Raw genomic sequence first — 15,951 nt, 5'->3', positions numbered from 1 at the left:
GAGGCGGCTTTTTGTTTGCCCCGGCGCCGCGCTTAGCGGTCCTGCAGCAGCCATTGCAGCAGGGTGGCGTAGAGCACGTCCGGGTTCACCGGCTTGGCGATGAAGTCGTTCATGCCGGCTCCCAGGCAGCGGGCCTTGTCCTCGGCGAAGGCATTGGCGGTCATGGCCAGGATCGGGGTCTGGCGGTGGCGTTGCAGCTGGCGGATTTCCCGGGTGGCGTCGAGGCCGTCCATGAGGGGCATCTGCATGTCCATCAGGATCAGGGCGTAGTCGTTGCCGCGGGCCCTTTCCACCGCCACCTTGCCGTCCGGTGCCAGTTCCACCCGCAGGCCCACGTCTTCCAGCATGAACTTGGTGATTTCCTGGTTGATCGGCTCGTCCTCGGCCAGCAGCACCGTGCGGCCGGCGAACTCCTGGCGCAGCCGCTGTTCGGCGTTGCCGCCGGCCAGGGGGGCGCCGTTGCCGTAGCGCTCCTTGCCCTTTTTCAGGCGGGCGGTGAACCAGAAGGTGCTGCCCCGGCCCGGCTCGCTGCTGGCACCGGCCTCGCCGCCCATGAGCTGGGCCAGCTTGCGGGTGATGGCCAGGCCCAGGCCGGTGCCGCCGTAGCGGCGGGTGGTGCTGTTGTCGGCCTGCTCGAAGGCGGAGAAGAGCTTGTGCATGGCCTCGGGCGGGATGCCGATGCCCGTGTCCTGCACCTCGAAGCGCAGCAGGGCGTCCGCCTCGCCTTCTTCCAGGGTGTGCACCCGCAGGGTGATGCTGCCCTGCTCGGTGAATTTGAGGGCATTGCCGGCATAGTTGAGCAGGGCCTGCTGCAGCCGGGTGGGGTCCCCCAGCAGGTGGGGCGGCAGGGGCTGGGCTTCGGTGCGCAGCACCAGGCCCTTGGCCTGGACCCGCTCCTGCAGGAAGGAGGCGACGTTGCCGAGCAGGCTTTCGACGCGGACGGGCGCCTCCTCCAGGGCGAACTTGCCGGCTTCGATCTTGGACAGGTCGAGGATGGCGTTGATCACCCCCAGCAGGTGCTGGGCGGCCGCCTCCAGCTTGTCCATGTGCTCGGCCTGCTGGGGCTTGAGGCCGGCCCGGCGGATCAGGTGGGTGAGGCCGGTCATGGCGTTGAGGGGGGTGCGGATCTCGTGGCTCATATTGGCCAGGAAGGCGCTCTTGGCCACGTTGGCCGATTCCGCCGCATCCTTCAGCTCCTCCAGCTGGCGGGTGCGCTCCTGCACCAGCTCCTCCAGGCGCTGGCGGTGCCGCTGCAGCTCGGCCTCGGCGGCCTTGCGCGCGGTGATGTCCCGGGCGATCTTGGAGATGCCCAGAACCCGGCCCTCGCCGTCCAGGAGGGGGGAGATGGTGACCGAGACGTCGACGATGCGGCCGTCCTTGCGGATGCGGCGGGTGTCGAAGTGCTTCACCGTCTCGCCGCGGCGCAGGCGTTCCAGGATGTCCCGTTCCTCCGCCAGGCACTCCGGCGGGAACAGGTGCAGGGCGGAGCGGCCCACCATTTCGGCGGCGCTGTAGCCGAACAGCTCCTCGGCGCCCCGGTTCCAGCTGGTGACGATGCCGTCCAGGGTTTTGCTGAGGATGGCGTCGTCCGAAGAACGGACGATGGCCTCGTACTGCCGGGCGATACGTTCGGCCTGGCGGCTCTCGGTGACGTCGTAGAAGCAGGCGAGGAAGTCGTCGCCCAGGGAAATGCCGGAAACGAGGACGATGCGCTCCTCGCCGCTGCGCACCGTAACGTTGCACTCGATGGGCGCAATGTCGCCGTCGTGGTTGGCGGCAGCGGCCAACGCCCGCTGCCAGTCGGCCATGACCTGGGCCCGGTAGTCCGGGTCCGGGTAGGCCCGCAGCCACCACTGTTCCAGGCTCGGCATTTCCTCGACGGAGTAGCCGAACATCTGCAGGCAGCGCCGGTTGCGGTCCACGATGGTGCCGGCCTGGTCCACGTAGGCCAGGCCCACCGGGGCCTCCTGGAACAGGCGGCGGAAGCGGGCCTCGCTCTGCTGCAGGGCTTCGGTACGGAGGCGGATTTCTTCGCCCATGCGGTTGAAGTCCTGGGCCAGGGCGCCGATTTCGTCCCCGCCGGCATCGTCGCTGCGGGTGTCGTAGTTGCCGGCAGCCATGTCGCCGACGCTGCGCTGCAGCCGTGCCAGGCGACCGACGAAGGCCCGGTTGAGGTAGCTGCCCAGGGTCAGCAGCAGGATCAGGTAGCCGCCCAGGCGGATGAGGAAGTTGTGCAGCCAGGCGCCATATTCCCGCTGGCGCAGCTGCTCCGTCGGCAGCTTGATGCTCATGACGCCGCGCAGGTCGCCCACCTGGTAGCCGTAGGCCTGGTCGTAGTCGTTGCCGATGGAGCCGGGGGCCTGGCTGCGCTCGCCGTGGCAGGCCAGGCAGTAGGCCTCGACCCAGATGGGGGCGGTGTAGTGGTAGAAGCTGCGGTTGTCCTGGCCCCGGATTTCCACCAGCCGGTCGGGGGCCTTGGGATTGGCGCGGAACCAGGCGATGGCCGCCATCTCGTCGGCGTCGGCCTGGTTCTGCGGATTGCGCGGCCGGTCGGAGACGTTGTTGAAAAAGAGGCCGCTGTCGCTCCATTCCTTGAAGTCGGCGGAGATGCGGGAGAGGGCGTGGGCCGGCAGGAAGCCCACGGTGTCGGCGTTGATGGGCAGGCCGCTGGCCATGAACTGCTGGTGGTACACCCGGCGCGTGGCCATCAGCATGCCGCGGATGTTCTGGGCGTCCCGGGTCAGCTCGTCGCGGATGCCGGCCTCGATGCTGCGGTAGCCGACGGCGAAGTCGGCCGCCATGATGCCCAGGATGATGGCGGAGGTGAGCAGCCAGATTTTGTGCTTGAGGCTCATGGGCGGGTCCGGTGGCGAAGTCAGGTGGCGCCAAGTCATTGGCAAAGCGGGATTTATGCTAACTCAATGGCATGTCCGTCCCCAGGGATTTTGTCGCCATTCTTGATCCAGTCGGCATTCCGGAGGCGAAAAAAAAGCCGCTGGGCAGCGGCTTTTTCAGGGTGACGGCCCGGGGCCGTCCGGGGCCGGGGGCGGCTCAGGTGGGCAGGCCGTGGCGGGCCTGTTCCGCCGCCACCCGGTCCATGCCCTTGCGCCGGGCCATCAGGGTATAGACCGTGGGCACCACGAAGAGGGTGAAGAAGGTGCCCAGGAGCAGGCCGCCGACGATGACCCAGCCGATCTGGGAACGGGATTCGGCACCGGCGCCCCGGGCCAGGGCCAGGGGGATGGCGCCCAGCACCATGGCGCCGGTGGTCATGAGGATGGGGCGCAGGCGCAGTTCCGCCGCCTCGATCACCGCCTCCCGGACGTTGCGCCCCTGCTCCTGCAGCTGGTTGGCGAATTCGACGATGAGGATGCCGTGCTTGGTGATCAGGCCCACCAGGGTGACCAGGCCGATCTGGCTGTACACGTTGAGGGTGCCGCCGCTGAGGAGCAGGGCCAGCAGGGCGCCGGCCATGGACAGGGGCACCGTCAGCATGATGATGAAGGGATCGCGGAAGCTTTCGAACTGGGCCGCCAGCACCAGGTAGATGAAGGCCAGGGCGAGGATGAAGGTGAGGGCCAGGGAGGCGGTGGAGGTCTTGAACTCCCGCGACTGGCCGTTGTAATCGACGGCGTAGCCGGCCGGCAGCACCTCTCCGGCGATTCCTTCCATGGCCGCCAGGCCCTCGCCCAGGGTGGAGCCGGGGGCCAGGTTGGCGGTGATGGTGACGGCGCGGCGCTGGCCGAAGTGGTTCAGCTCCCGGGGGCTGATGGTCTCGTCCACCTGCACCAGGTTGGCCAGGGGGATCATCTCGCCGCTCTTGCCGCGCACGTAGATGTCGCTGATGTCCCGGGGATTGGCGCGGTCGGCGTCGCTGACCTGGACGATCACGTCGTACTGCTCGCCGTCCCGCTTGAAGCGGGTCACCTGGCGGCCACCGAGCATGGTCTCCAGGGTGCGGCCGACGGTTTCCACGGGCACCCCCAGGTCCGCCGCCTTGTCCCGGTTCACCGCCACGGAGAGCTGGGGCAGGTTGAGCTTGAGGTCCGTGTCCACATTGAGGAACAGGGGGCTCTTGGCCATTGCCGCCAGGAACTTGGTGGTGGTGGCCTGCAGCTCCTGGTAGGAGGCGGAACTGACGATGACGAAGTTGATCGGCCGCTCCCGGGCGCTCTGGCCGAGGGAGGGCGGCGTCACCGGGAAGGCCATGACGCCGGGGATGTCCCGGAAGCGGGGCAGCAGCTGCTTGGCGATTTCCGGCGAGCTGTGCTGGCGCTCCTTCCAGTCCTTCAGGCGCAGGATGGCGGAGCCCTGGGAGACGATGGGATTGCCGGAGACGACGAAGTAGTTGGCGGCGTCGGGAATGCCGGCGTAGATCTTCTCGATCTGGCGGGCGTACTTGTCCGTGTATTCCAGGGTGGCGCCCTCGGGGCCGTTGAAGATGCCGAAGATGACGCCCCGGTCCTCGATGGGGGAAAGCTCAGACTTGAGCAGCTTGAGCATGCCGACGCAGGCCAGGGCCACTGCGGCGAATCCCACCAGGACGATCCAGCGCCGGTCGAGGGCGGCGCCGAGGATGCGGCGGTAGCCGGCGTTGAGCCAGTTGAGGAAATTCTCGATGGCGACGAAGGCCTTGCCGTGCTTTTCCTCGTGCCGCAGCAGCACCGAGCACATCATGGGCGACAGGGTCAGGGCGACGAAGCCGGAGACCAGCACGGCGCCGGCCAGGGTCAGGGCGAATTCGATGAAGAGCTTGCCGATGCGGCCGGTCATGAAGGCCACCGGGGCGTAGACGGCGGCCAGGGTGATGGTCATGGCCACCACGGCGAAGCCGATTTCCTTGGCCCCCTGGAGGGAGGCCTGGATCGGCGGCATGCCTTCCTCGATGTGGCGGTAGATGTTCTCCAGGACCACGATGGCGTCGTCCACCACCAGGCCGATGGCCAGCACCAGGGCCAGCAGGGTCAGGGTGTTGATGGTGAAGCCGAGGACGAACATGAGGGCGAAGGCGCCGATCAGGGACACCGGGATGGTGACCAGGGGAATGAGGGTGGCGCGCAGGTTGCGCAGGAAGAAGAAAATGATCAGCAGCACCAGGATCACCGCTTCGCCGATGGTGGAGAACACCGATTCGATGGAGCGGTCGATGAAGACCGAGGAGTCATAGGCGATTTCCACCTTCAGCCCGTCGGGCAGCTCGGCGGCGATCTTCGGCAACTCTGCCCGCAGGGCCCGGGACAGGTCCAGGGGGTTGGCGGTGGACTGCTTGATCAGGCCCAGGCTCACCGCTGGCTTGCCGCCGAAGCGGACGTTGGTGCGCTCGGCGGCGGCGCCGATCTCCACCCGGCCCAGGTCCCGGATGCGCACCGGGTAGCCGTTCACCGTCTTCACCACGATGGCGGCGAACTGTTCCGGTTCCTTCAGGTCGGTCTGGGCCAGCACGGCGAATTCCCGCTGGCGGCTCTCGATGCGGCCGGCGGGCACTTCCACGTTCTGGGTGCGCAGGGCGTCCTCCACCTCCTGGGCGGTGATCTGGTGGGCCGCCAGGCGGTCCTTGTCGAGCCAGATGCGCATGGCGAACTTGCGCTCGCCGAAGACCCGCACGTCGGCGGCCCCGGGCAGGGTCTGCAGGCGCGGCTTGACCACCCGGTTGGCGATGTCGGTGACCACCAGGGGCGAATGCTTCTCGGAGGAGAAGGCGAGCCAGATGACCGGGCTGGCGTCGGCCTCCACCTTGGCGATGACCGGCTCGTCGATGTCGTCGGGGAGCCGGTTGCGCACCCGGGAGACCCGGTCGCGCACGTCCGAGGCGGCGGAATCCGGATTGCGCTCCAGGCGGAAGCGCACGGAAATCTGGCTGCTTTCCTGGCGCGAGATGGAGGTCAGCACATCCACCCCCTCGATGCCGGCCAGGGAATCCTCCAGGGGCTTGGAGATCTGGGATTCGACGATTTCCGCCGAGGCGCCCCGGTAGGTGGTGGTGACGGTCATCACCGGTTCGTCGATCTTCGGGTATTCGCGCACCGAGAGGCGCTGGTAGGAGACCAGGCCGATGAGCATCACCGCCAGGGAGAGCACGGTGGCGAACACCGGGCGGCGGATGCAGATGTCGGACAGCAGCATGGCGGCTTATCCCTGCTTGGCCGGCGCGGCGGCCGGCCCGGGGGCGGCCTGGGGCGCGGCGGTGGCGGCAGGGGGCTTGGAGATGCCCGTCCCTTCTGCCTCCTGGGCCGGCTGGGGGACTGTATCGACGGCCTTCACCGGGCTGCCGTCCTGCACCTTGAGCTGGCCGGCGGTGATGATGCGGTCCCCCGCCGCCAGGCCGGAGAGGATTTCCACCTGGGCGTTGCGGCGCAGGCCGGTCTTCACTTCCACCTTCTTCGCCTTGCCCTCCTCGATGCGGAACACGGTCTGCTTGCCGCCGCCGGAGACGATGGCCTGCTCGGGGATCATCAGCACCCCGTCCCGGTTGCCGAAGAGCAGGCGCACCCGGGCGAACATGCCGGGCCGCAGCTTGAGCTCCGGGTTGTCCAGGCGGGCGCGCAGGGAAATGGCGCGGCCGTTGGCATCCACCAGGGGATCCACCGCGTCCAGCACCGCCTTGAAGGCCTGGTTGGGCAGGGCGTCCACGCTCACTTCCACGGCCTGGCCTTTTTGCAGGCGGCTCAGGTACAGCTCGGGCAGGCGGAAATCCAGCTTCAGGGTGCGGATGTCCTCCAGGTTGATGAGGTCCGCCCCTTCCTTGACGTAGTCGCCGACGCTCACCTCCCGGATGCCGACGACGCCGGCAAAGGGCGCCCGGATGCGGGTCTTGGCCAGCTTGGCCTCGGCCAGGGCGACCGCCGCCTCCTGCACCTTGAGGTTGGCGGCGGTGGTGTCCAGGGATTGCTGGCTGATGAACTTCTTCGCCAGCAGTTCCTCGGTGCGTTTGAAATTGGTCACGGCCAGGGCGTGGTTGGCCTTGGCCTGTTGCAGTTCCGCCTCCTGGGTGGCCGCATCCAGGGCCACCAGCACCGTGCCCCTGGCCACCGGCACGCCGTCCTTGAAGCCGATGCTGGCGATGCGTCCCGCCGTTTCCGGCCGCAGCACCACGGATTCGTTGGAGCGCAGGGTGCCCACCGCCGCCGCCTCGTCGGTGATGTTCTGGGGCGCCGCCAGCGCCGTTTCCACCGGCAGGGGCGCTGCCGGGGCGCCGGCGTCGCCCGCCTTGGCGCCGGCCGCAGCCGGGGCCTGGGGTCCGCCGGGAGCCCGGTTGGCGTTGTAGGCGACCCAGCCCAGGCCGACGATTCCGGCGGCGGCAAGGGCGATGACGGCGTAGCGGTGTTTGCGGTGGGGCATGGCGGAGTCTCGTGGTTCCGGCCTGCCGCCGGCGTGGCGCGGCGGCGGGCGACAGGGCGGCAGGCGAAAGGGCGGCGGCAATTTGGCAGCGGGCAATTCTACTCCATCGCCACCCCGGGCCCCGGCCGGGGCAAACGTTGCAAAATGTAAAAAGGCGGCCCGGAGGCCGCCTTTCCATGGCAGGTGCCGGGCTGCAGGATCAGCCGTTGGCGCGCTGCTCCAGCACTTCCACGGCGGGCAGCTTCTTGCCTTCGAGGAATTCCAGGAAGGCGCCGCCGCCGGTGGAGATGTAGTCGATCTGCTTCTCGATGCCGTACTTGGCGATGGCCGCCAGGGTGTCGCCGCCGCCGGCGATGGAGAAGGCCGGGGAGTGGGCGATGGCGGCCGCCAGCATCTTGGTGCCGCCGCCGAACTGGTCGAATTCGAAGACGCCGACCGGGCCGTTCCAGACGATGGTGCCGGCGTGGGCGATGATGCTGGCCAGCTTGGCGGAGGTCTTGGGGCCGATGTCCAGGATCATGTCGTCGGGCTGCACGTCGTTGGCGTCCACCCGGTTGGCGCGGGCATGGACGGACAGTTCGTTGGCCACCACCACGTCTTCGGGGATGGGCACGGAGGCGCCGCGCTCGTCCATCATGTCCATGATGTTGCGGGCTTCTTCCACCAGGTCCAGCTCGGCCAGGGATTCGCCGATGGGCAGGTCGTCGGCCACCATGAAGGTGTTGGCGATGCCGCCGCCGACGATGAGCTGGTCCACCTTGCCGGCCAAGGACTTGAGGATGGTCAGCTTGGTGGAGACCTTGGAGCCGGCGACGATGGCCACCAGGGGGCGCTTGGGGTTTTCCAGGGCCCGGCCCAGGGCGTCCAGCTCGGCGCCCAGCAGGGGGCCGGCACAGGCCACGGGAGCGTACTTGGCGATGCCGTGGGTGGTGGCTTCGGCCCGGTGGGCGGTGCCGAAGGCGTCATTTACGTAGACGTCGCACAGCTTGGCCATCTTCTGGGCCAGTTCGTCGCTGTTCTTCTTCTCGCCCTTGTTCACGCGGCAGTTTTCCAGCAGCACCACGTCGCCGGGCTTCACCTCGAAGCCGCCGTCCACCCAGTTGTCGATCACCGGCACCTTGCGGCCCAGCAGCTCGGCCAGGCGGTGGGCGATGGGGGCCAGGCTGTCCTCGGGCTTCATCTCGCCTTCGGTGGGACGGCCCAGGTGGGAGGTGACCATGACCGCGGCGCCCTTTTCCAGGGCCATCTGGATGGCCGGCACGGAAGCGCGGATGCGGGTGTCGTCGGTGATGCGGCCGGTCTCGTCCTGGGGTACGTTGAGGTCGGCGCGGATGAAGACGCGCTTGCCCTTCACATCCAGGTCGGCGAGTTTGAGAACGTTCATGGAAGTCTCCTAGCGTTGAATTTGGTGATGGGACGAAGCTTGTTCAGGACTGGGACCAGCCGGCATGCCAGTGCTCGGCCACGTCCACCATGCGATTGACGAAGCCCCACTCGTTGTCGAACCAGATGAAAAGGTTGAACAGGCGGGCGCCGCCGGCCCGGGTCTGGCTCAGGTCCACGATGGCGGAATGGGGGTCGTGGTTGAAGTCGATGGAGGCGTGGGGGGCGGCGGAGGTGGTCAGCACGCCCTTCCAGGGGCCGTTGGAGGCGATCTGCAGCAGGGCGTTGAGACCCGCCACGTCTGCATCCTGGGCCAGGGTCACGGTGAGGTCGATGGCCGAGACGTTGAGGGTGGGCACCCGGATGGCCTTGGCCAGCACCTTGCCCTTGAGGCCCGGCAGCAGGCGCTCCACGCCCCGGGCCAGGCCGGTGGAGACGGGGATCATGGACTGCATGGCGGAGCGGGTGCGGCGCAGGTCGCTGTGGTGGTAGCCGTCCACCAGGGGCTGGTCGTTCATCACCGAATGCAGGGTGGTCAGCAGCACCTGTTCCAGGCCCAGCTCCCGGTCCAGCAGTTCCAGCACCGGCACCACCGCATTGGTGGTGCAGGAGGCGTTGGAGACGATGCGCTCGTCGCCGTTGAGGCGGCCGTGGTTGAGGCCATAGACCACCGTCGCATCCACGTCGGCAGCACTGTTGGCCGGGTGGGAGAGCAGCACCCGGGGGCAGCCGGCTTCGAGGAAGCGGCGCAGGCCGGCCCGGTTGCTGTACTGGCCGGAGCATTCCACCAGCAGATCCACCTTCAGGCTGCGCCAGTCCACTCCCTCGGGGGTGTCGGCATGGGTCAGCTGGATGCTGCGGCCGTCGATGACCAGGGTGCCGTCCTGCAGTTCCACCGGGGCGGGGAAGCGGCCGTGGGTGGAGTCGAAGCGGGTCAGGTAGGCGATGCTCTCGCTGTTGGCCGGCTCGTTGATGGCCACCACCTGGAAACGCTCCGCCAGTCCCCGTTCATGCAGGGCCCGCAGAAAGCAGCGACCAATGCGGCCGTAGCCGTTGATGGCGAGACGAAGGGGGGGGAGGGAGCCGGACACGGGGGGCCAGGGAGGAAATGGATGAAGGCCGTGATTTTACAGGGTTGCGGCCCTAAATCCGAGAGGCGGACAGGGTTTTGCCCGGCAAGGATGGCCGCTGGCGGCCAACCTTGCCGTCATTTTTTTGCCCCGGGCAGGCGGCAAATATTCGCCAGATCGGCAAAGTCCTTTGTTCTCAAAGGGAATTTACATTCTGGTACGCCGTTTGCATTAAGGGTGGCCATAGCACCTATGGAGCGTATGACCATGCGTATCGATTCCCTCTATAACCAACTCAGCCTGCAGAGCCTGACGGCGAAAAAGCGCGGCCAGGAGGCCGAAGCGGCCGCATTGCAGGCATCGCCTCAAGCCGGCCTGACGGAAGGTGCCAATCCGTCAGCCGGCGCCAACACTTCCAGCCGGGTGGAAACGGCCGAGGACAAGGCCGATGCCGCTGCCCAGGCCCGCCGCGAGGAATTGCGGGCCCAGCTGCAGGAATACCTGGACAAGAGTCCGGCCGAGCACATGCGTGACGCCATCCTCAAGGAAATGGGCATGAGCGAGGAAGACCTGGCCGCTCTGCCGCCGGAAAAGCGGGAGGCGATCGAGTCGGATATCGCCCGCAAGATGCGGGAGCGCCTGCTGGCCAAGGATGAGGCCCATCCCGATGCCACCACCCTGCAGGATGCCACCATGGCCAGGCTCAGCCAGAGCCAGGGCGGTGCGGCCGCCGGCGGCCAGGGCGATGGTCTGGGCAATGGCCAGTCCCCTGCCGGCATTGCCGCCTACGCCTTGCTGCAGGCGGCCGTGAACGGCAAGTCGGGCAGTCCTTCCTGAGCCTGGGCGGCGAGGGCGGTGCCGTCGGGCCGCCCATGGTTGGGCCTGCCGCGCCCCCTGGCCCCGATAGTCGCTGCAGCAATAAAAAAGCCGCCTGGGAGCAGATGCTCCCAGGCGGCTTTTTGCCGTCGGCGGAGTTGCTTACTTGGCGGCCATCCAAGCGCGGGCGGCGTCCAGCATGCGGCAGGAGTAGCCCCACTCGTTGTCGTACCAGGCCAGCACCTTCACCAGCACGGAGCCGTCGGCACCCTTGATGACCCGGGTCTGGGTGGCATCGAAGGTGGAGGAGACGGTGGTGTGGTTGAAGTCGGAGGAAACCAGGGGCTCGTTGTTCACCGCCATGATGCCCTTCAGGGGGCCCTTGGCAGCGGCGGTCATCAGCTCGTTGATTTCTTCCTTGGTGGTGGCGCGCTCGGCGGTGAAGGTCAGGTCCACCAGGGAGACATTGATGGTGGGCACGCGCAGGGAGAAGCCGTCGAACTTGCCGGCCAGCTGGGGCAGCACCAGGCCGACGGCCTTGGCGGCGCCGGTCTTGGTGGGGATGATGTTGGCGGCGGCGGCACGGGCGCGGCGCAGGTCCTTGTGGCGCACGTCCACGGTTACTTGGTCGTTGGTGTAGGCGTGCACGGTGGTCATTAGGGCCTGCTTGATGCCGACGCTCTCGGCTAGCACCTTGGCCACGGGGGCCAGGCAGTTGGTGGTGCAGGAGGCGTTGGAGACCACGGTCATGTCGGCCTTGAGCACGCCTTCGTTAACACCCATGACGATGGTGGTGTCCACGTCGTCGCCGCCGGGGGCGGAGATCAGCACCCGCTTGGCACCCTGCTGCAGCAGGGCCTGGGCCTTTTCCTTGGTGGTGTAGGCGCCGGTGCATTCCAGCAGCACTTCCACGCCGTGCTTGGACCAGTCGATGTCCTTGGGGTTCTTGGTGGAGTAGAAGGGGATCTTCTTGCCATCGATGATGATGCAGTTCTCGCCCTCGGTCTCCACGGAGGTGCCGAAGCGGCCGTGGGTGGTGTCGTACTTCAGCAGGTGGGCGTTGGTGGCCAGGTCGCCGGAGGCGTTGATGGCAACCACGTCGAACTCATTCTGCAGACCCTGCTCGTAGATCGCCCGCAGGGTGCAGCGACCGATACGACCGAAACCGTTGATGGCAACCTTGATAGCCATGGCACTTCTCTCCTCTATCTAAAAAACCTGACGCGCCCCGTGGCCGGGGCACCCCTTCCTTTTATTCCAGCACTTCCTTGACGGTCTTCACCACGTTGGCCACGGTGAAGCCGAACATCTCGAACAGCTTGCCGGCGGGGGCGGACTCGCCGAAGCGGTCGATGCTGACCACGGCGCCGTGACGGCCCACGTACTTGTGCCACAGGCCGGAGTGGGCGGCTTCGATGGCGACGCGCTTGCGGCAGGTGCCCAGCACCTGTTCCCGGTAGGCGGCGTCCTGGCGTTCGAAGGCTTCGACGCAGGGCATGGAGACGACACGGGCGGCGATGCCCTCGTCGCCCAGGGCCTTCTGGGCATCCAGGGCCAGCTTGATCTCGGAGCCGGTGGCGATCAGCACCACCTGGGCTTCGCCCTTGGCCTCGGACAGCACGTAGCCGCCGCGGCGGATGGTCTCGGCGCTGATGCCGGCGGTGACATTGGGCAGGTTCTGGCGGGACAGGGCCAGGACGGAAGGACCGTCATGGCGTTCCACGGCATTGGCCCAGGCCACGGCGGTCTCGGTGGAGTCGGCGGGACGCCACACGTCCAGGTTGGGGATCAGGCGCAGGGAAGGCACGTGTTCCACCGGCTGGTGGGTCGGGCCGTCCTCGCCCAGGCCGATGGAGTCATGGGTGTAGACCATGATCTGGCGCTGCTTCATCAGCGCCGCCATGCGGATGGCGTTGCGGGCGTAGTCGGAGAACACCAGGAAGGTGGCAGTGTAGGGGATCAGGCCACCGTGCAGGGCCAGGCCGTTGGCGATGGCGGTCATGCCGAATTCGCGCACGCCGTAATAGACGTAGTTGCCACCGTCCTTGCGGGTGACGCCCTTGGCGGCCTTCCACAGGGTCAGGTTGGAACCGGCCAGGTCGGCGGAGCCGCCCACCACTTCCGGCAGGTTGGGCACCAGGGCGGCGATGGCGTTCTGGCTGGCCTTGCGGGTGGCGATGTTCTCGGCCTTGGCTGCAGTGTCGGCGATGTAGGCATCCACCGTCTGCTGCCAGTTGGCGGGCAGCTTGCCGGCCATGCGGCGCTGGAATTCGGCGGCCTGGGCCGGGAAAGCGGCAGCGTAGGCGGCGAAGCGTTCGTTCCACTGGCCTTCGGCGGCCTGGCCCTTGGCCTTGCCGTCCCAGGCGGCGTACACGTCGGCGGGGATTTCGAAGGGGGCGTGGTTCCAGCCGATGGCAGCCCGGGTGGCGGCGATTTCCGCATCGCCCAGGGGGGCGCCGTGCACGTCGTGGCTGTCGGCCTTGTTGGGGGAGCCCATGCCGATCTTGGTCTTGCAGCAGATCAGGGTGGGCTTGTTGCCCTCGGCCTTGGCTTGCAGCAGGGCGGCCTCGATGGCGGTGGCGTTGTGGCCGTCCACATTGGGGATGACCTGCCAGCCGTAGGCTTCGAAGCGCTTCGGGGTGTCGTCGGTGAACCAGCCTTCGACGTGGCCGTCGATGGAGATGCCGTTGTCGTCGTAGAAGGCGATCAGCTTGCCTAGGCCCAGGGTGCCGGCCAGGGAGCAGGCTTCGTGGGAGACGCCTTCCATGAGACAGCCGTCGCCGAGGAAGACGTAGGTGTGGTGGTCCACGATGTCGTGGCCGGGCTGGTTGAACTCAGCCGCCAGGATCTTTTCCGCCAGGGCCAGGCCCACGGCGTTGGTGATGCCTTGGCCCAGGGGGCCGGTGGTGGTCTCGATGCCGGGGGTGTAGCCCACTTCCGGGTGGCCAGGGGTCTTGCTGTGCAGCTGGCGGAAGTTCTTCAGGTCGTCGATGGAGACGTCGTAGCCGGTCAGGTGCAGCAGGCTGTAGAGCAGCATGGAACCGTGGCCGTTGGATAGCACGAAGCGATCCCGGTCGGCCCACCGGGGGTTGGCCGGATTGTGCTTCATGTGGCGCCGCCACAGGACTTCGGCGATTTCGGCCATGCCCATGGGCATGCCGGGGTGACCGGAATTGGCTTTCTGGACCGCATCCATGGCGAGGGCACGGATGGCGCTGGTGAGGGGATTGAATTGCATGGTCACCGGAAGGGGGGAGGCGGGAAAGAGGCGGAATTATCCGCCAAATGCTGGGGTTTTTCCAGATTCACCGCAGCACAAGGGCTGCCGCGGTGGGGTAATTCCGCTGGGATAGGGCAATGGCGGTAGCCGCTCCCGGCCCGTCCGGGGTTGCGGCGGCCTTTTTCACGGGAAAGCTGCCGAGCTCAGGCGCCCCGGCTGCGGTCTTCCACCAGTTGCCAGATGAGGGGCGTCAGGATCAGCTGCATGGCCAGGTCCTGCTTGCCGCCGGGGACCACGATGGTGTTGGGGCGGGACATGAAGGCGTCGCCGATCATGTTGAGCAGGTAGGGGAAATCCACGCCCCGGGGGTCGCGGAAGCGGATGACGACGAAGGATTCGTCGTTGCTCGGGATGTCCCGGGCGATGAAGGGGTTGGAGGTGTCCACCACCGGCACCCGCTGGAAGTTGATGTGGGTGCGGGAGAACTGGGGTGTGATGTGATGCACGTAATCGGGCATGCGCCGCAGGATGGTGTGGGTCACCGCTTCCAGGGAATAGCCCCGGCTGCGGGTGTCCCGGTGGATTTTCTGGATCCATTCCAGGTTGATGATGGGCACCACGCCGATGAGCAGGTCCGCATGGCGGCCTACGTCGATCTGCTTGTCCTGGTAGGCGCCGTGCAAGCCCTCGTAGAAGAGCAGGTCGGTGCCCGGGGCGATGGCTTCCCAGGGGGTGAAATAGCCCTCGGGCAGGCCCCAGCGGCGGGCCTCGGCGGCACCGTGGATGTACTGGCGGATCTTGCCGGTGCCGTGTTCGCCGTATTCGCGGAAGAGGGTTTCCAGCTCGGCCAGCAGATTGGCCTCGGGGCCGAAGTGGGAGGGCGGCTTGCGTCCCTCACGCTCGGCGGCCTCGATGTTCTGGCCCATTTCCGTCCGGGTGTAGCGGTGGAAGGCGTCGCCTTCGACAATGGCGCCGTTGATCTTTTCCCGGCGGAAAATGGATTCGAAGGTTTTCCGGACCGTGGTGGTGCCGGCGCCGGAGGAGCCGGTGACGGCGATGATGGGGTGTTTGGCCGACATGCTCCTCCTCTCCTGATATCTCAGGATTCCAGGTGGTAGGCGGTGACCCGTTCCACCTCGTTCTTCGAACCCAGGACCACCGGCACCCGCTGGTGCAGCTGGGTGGGCTGCAGGTCCAGGATGCGCTGGCGGCCGGTGGTGGCGGCGCCGCCGGCCTGTTCGACGATGAGGCTCATGGGATTGGCTTCGTAGAGCAGGCGCAGCTTGCCGCCCTTTTCCGCGGTCTTGCTGTCCAGGGGGTACATGAAGAGGCCGCCGCGGGTGAGGATGCGGTGCACGTCGGCCACCATGGAGGCGACCCAGCGCATGTTGAAGTCCTTGCCGCGCACGCCCTCCTTGCCCTGCAGCAGTTCGCCCACGTAGCGCTGCACCGGGGCTTCCCAGAAGCGCTGGTTGGACATGTTGATGGCGAATTCCTTGGTGTCCTCGGGGATGCGGAGGTTCTCCTGGGTCAGGACGAAGGAGCCCACTTCCCGGTCCAGGGTGAAGCAATGCACGCCCTGGCCGATGGTCAGCACCAGGAGGGTGTTGGGGCCGTAGAGGGCGTAGCCGGCGGCCAGCTGCTGGGTGCCGGGCTGGAGGAAGGCCTGTTCGGTGGGCTCCATGCCTTCGGGGCAGCGCAGCACGGAGAAGATGGTGCCGACGGAGACGTTGATGTCGATGTTGGAGGAGCCGTCCAGGGGGTCGAACATCAGCAGGTATTCGCCCTTGGGGTAGCGGTGGGGAATGGGATGGGGATGGTCCATCTCCTCGGAGGCCATGGCTGCCAGGTGGCCGCCCCATTCGTTGGCTTCCAGCAGGATTTCATTGGAGATGACGTCCAGCTTCTTCTGGGCCTCGCCCTGCACGTTGTCGCTGCCGGCCTCCCCCAGCACGCCGGAGAGGGCGCCCTTGCCGATGGAGATGGAAATGGCCTTGCAGGCCCGGGCGACGACTTCGATGAGGAAGCGCAGGTCGGCGTTGATGTGGTTGTCGCGCTGGGCTTCGATCAGGTAGCGGGAAAGGGTGGTACGGGACATGGAATTCCTTGCAGCGGGTTGCAGCG

Annotated in this window: 10 protein-coding genes; 1 reads left to right on the top strand and 9 read right to left on the bottom strand. The window is 67.2% G+C overall.

Annotated features, from left to right (window positions below):
* Positions 1-32: 32 nt before the first annotated feature.
* From OEL49_RS07245 to OEL49_RS07225, 5 genes are all read right to left on the bottom strand, one after another.
* Positions 33-2,855: a PAS domain S-box protein gene (locus OEL49_RS07245; RefSeq protein ID WP_287874327.1), complete on the bottom strand. Its 2,823-nt coding sequence runs from the start codon at positions 2,853-2,855 to the stop codon at positions 33-35.
* Between the two features lie 196 nt (positions 2,856-3,051).
* Positions 3,052-6,123, bottom strand: a complete 3,072-nt coding sequence (locus tag OEL49_RS07240) for an efflux RND transporter permease subunit (RefSeq protein ID WP_130460076.1) — start codon at positions 6,121-6,123, stop codon at positions 3,052-3,054.
* Positions 6,124-6,129: 6 nt separating this feature from the next.
* Positions 6,130-7,338 carry an efflux RND transporter periplasmic adaptor subunit gene (locus tag OEL49_RS07235; protein WP_287874326.1) on the bottom strand — a complete coding sequence of 403 codons (1,209 nt, stop codon included), beginning with the start codon at positions 7,336-7,338 and terminating at the stop codon, positions 6,130-6,132.
* 199 nt (positions 7,339-7,537) lie between these two features.
* Entirely contained in the window at positions 7,538-8,722 is a 1,185-nt protein-coding gene (locus OEL49_RS07230; protein WP_287874325.1) for a phosphoglycerate kinase, read from the bottom strand.
* A gap of 43 nt (positions 8,723-8,765) precedes the next feature.
* On the bottom strand, positions 8,766-9,812 hold the full coding sequence (locus OEL49_RS07225; RefSeq protein WP_287874324.1) for a type I glyceraldehyde-3-phosphate dehydrogenase: 1,047 nt from the start codon (positions 9,810-9,812) through the stop codon (positions 8,766-8,768).
* 246 nt (positions 9,813-10,058) lie between these two features.
* On the opposite strand from OEL49_RS07225, the gene OEL49_RS07220 reads away from it, so the two are divergent.
* Entirely contained in the window at positions 10,059-10,628 is a 570-nt protein-coding gene (locus OEL49_RS07220) for a hypothetical protein (protein WP_287874323.1), read from the top strand.
* Positions 10,629-10,769: 141 nt separating this feature from the next.
* Here OEL49_RS07220 and gap read toward each other — a convergent pair whose 3' ends face one another.
* From gap to OEL49_RS07200, 4 genes are all read right to left on the bottom strand, one after another.
* On the bottom strand, positions 10,770-11,798 hold the full coding sequence (gap, locus tag OEL49_RS07215) for a type I glyceraldehyde-3-phosphate dehydrogenase (RefSeq protein ID WP_014236648.1): 1,029 nt from the start codon (positions 11,796-11,798) through the stop codon (positions 10,770-10,772).
* Positions 11,799-11,859: 61 nt separating this feature from the next.
* Complete coding sequence (tkt, locus tag OEL49_RS07210; protein WP_287874322.1) at positions 11,860-13,845, bottom strand: transketolase; 1,986 nt, start codon at positions 13,843-13,845, stop codon at positions 11,860-11,862.
* A 185-nt stretch (positions 13,846-14,030) separates the two neighbouring features.
* Positions 14,031-14,906: a phosphoribulokinase gene (locus OEL49_RS07205; protein ID WP_014236650.1), complete on the bottom strand. Its 876-nt coding sequence runs from the start codon at positions 14,904-14,906 to the stop codon at positions 14,031-14,033.
* A 20-nt stretch (positions 14,907-14,926) separates the two neighbouring features.
* Positions 14,927-15,925 carry a class 1 fructose-bisphosphatase gene (locus OEL49_RS07200; RefSeq protein ID WP_014236651.1) on the bottom strand — a complete coding sequence of 333 codons (999 nt, stop codon included), beginning with the start codon at positions 15,923-15,925 and terminating at the stop codon, positions 14,927-14,929.
* Positions 15,926-15,951: the final 26 nt, after the last annotated feature.

The organism is Azospira sp. (assembly GCF_030247495.1).
Taxonomy (GTDB): Bacteria; Pseudomonadota; Gammaproteobacteria; order Burkholderiales; family Rhodocyclaceae; genus Azospira; species Azospira oryzae.
Note: the sequence above shows the minus strand (reverse complement) of the source record. Positions and strands in the feature narration are given on the sequence as shown.

Coding starts and splice junctions, on each gene's coding strand:
- tkt (WP_287874322.1), bottom strand. CDS start 13,845: ATGCAATTCAATCCCCTCACCAGCGCCATCCGTGCCCTCGCCATGGAT.
- OEL49_RS07235 (WP_287874326.1), bottom strand. CDS start 7,338: ATGCCCCACCGCAAACACCGCTACGCCGTCATCGCCCTTGCCGCCGCC.
- OEL49_RS07200 (WP_014236651.1), bottom strand. CDS start 15,925: ATGTCCCGTACCACCCTTTCCCGCTACCTGATCGAAGCCCAGCGCGAC.
- gap (WP_014236648.1), bottom strand. CDS start 11,798: ATGGCTATCAAGGTTGCCATCAACGGTTTCGGTCGTATCGGTCGCTGC.
- OEL49_RS07230 (WP_287874325.1), bottom strand. CDS start 8,722: ATGAACGTTCTCAAACTCGCCGACCTGGATGTGAAGGGCAAGCGCGTC.
- OEL49_RS07205 (WP_014236650.1), bottom strand. CDS start 14,906: ATGTCGGCCAAACACCCCATCATCGCCGTCACCGGCTCCTCCGGCGCC.
- OEL49_RS07220 (WP_287874323.1), top strand. CDS start 10,059: ATGCGTATCGATTCCCTCTATAACCAACTCAGCCTGCAGAGCCTGACG.
- OEL49_RS07240 (WP_130460076.1), bottom strand. CDS start 6,123: ATGCTGCTGTCCGACATCTGCATCCGCCGCCCGGTGTTCGCCACCGTG.
- OEL49_RS07245 (WP_287874327.1), bottom strand. CDS start 2,855: ATGAGCCTCAAGCACAAAATCTGGCTGCTCACCTCCGCCATCATCCTG.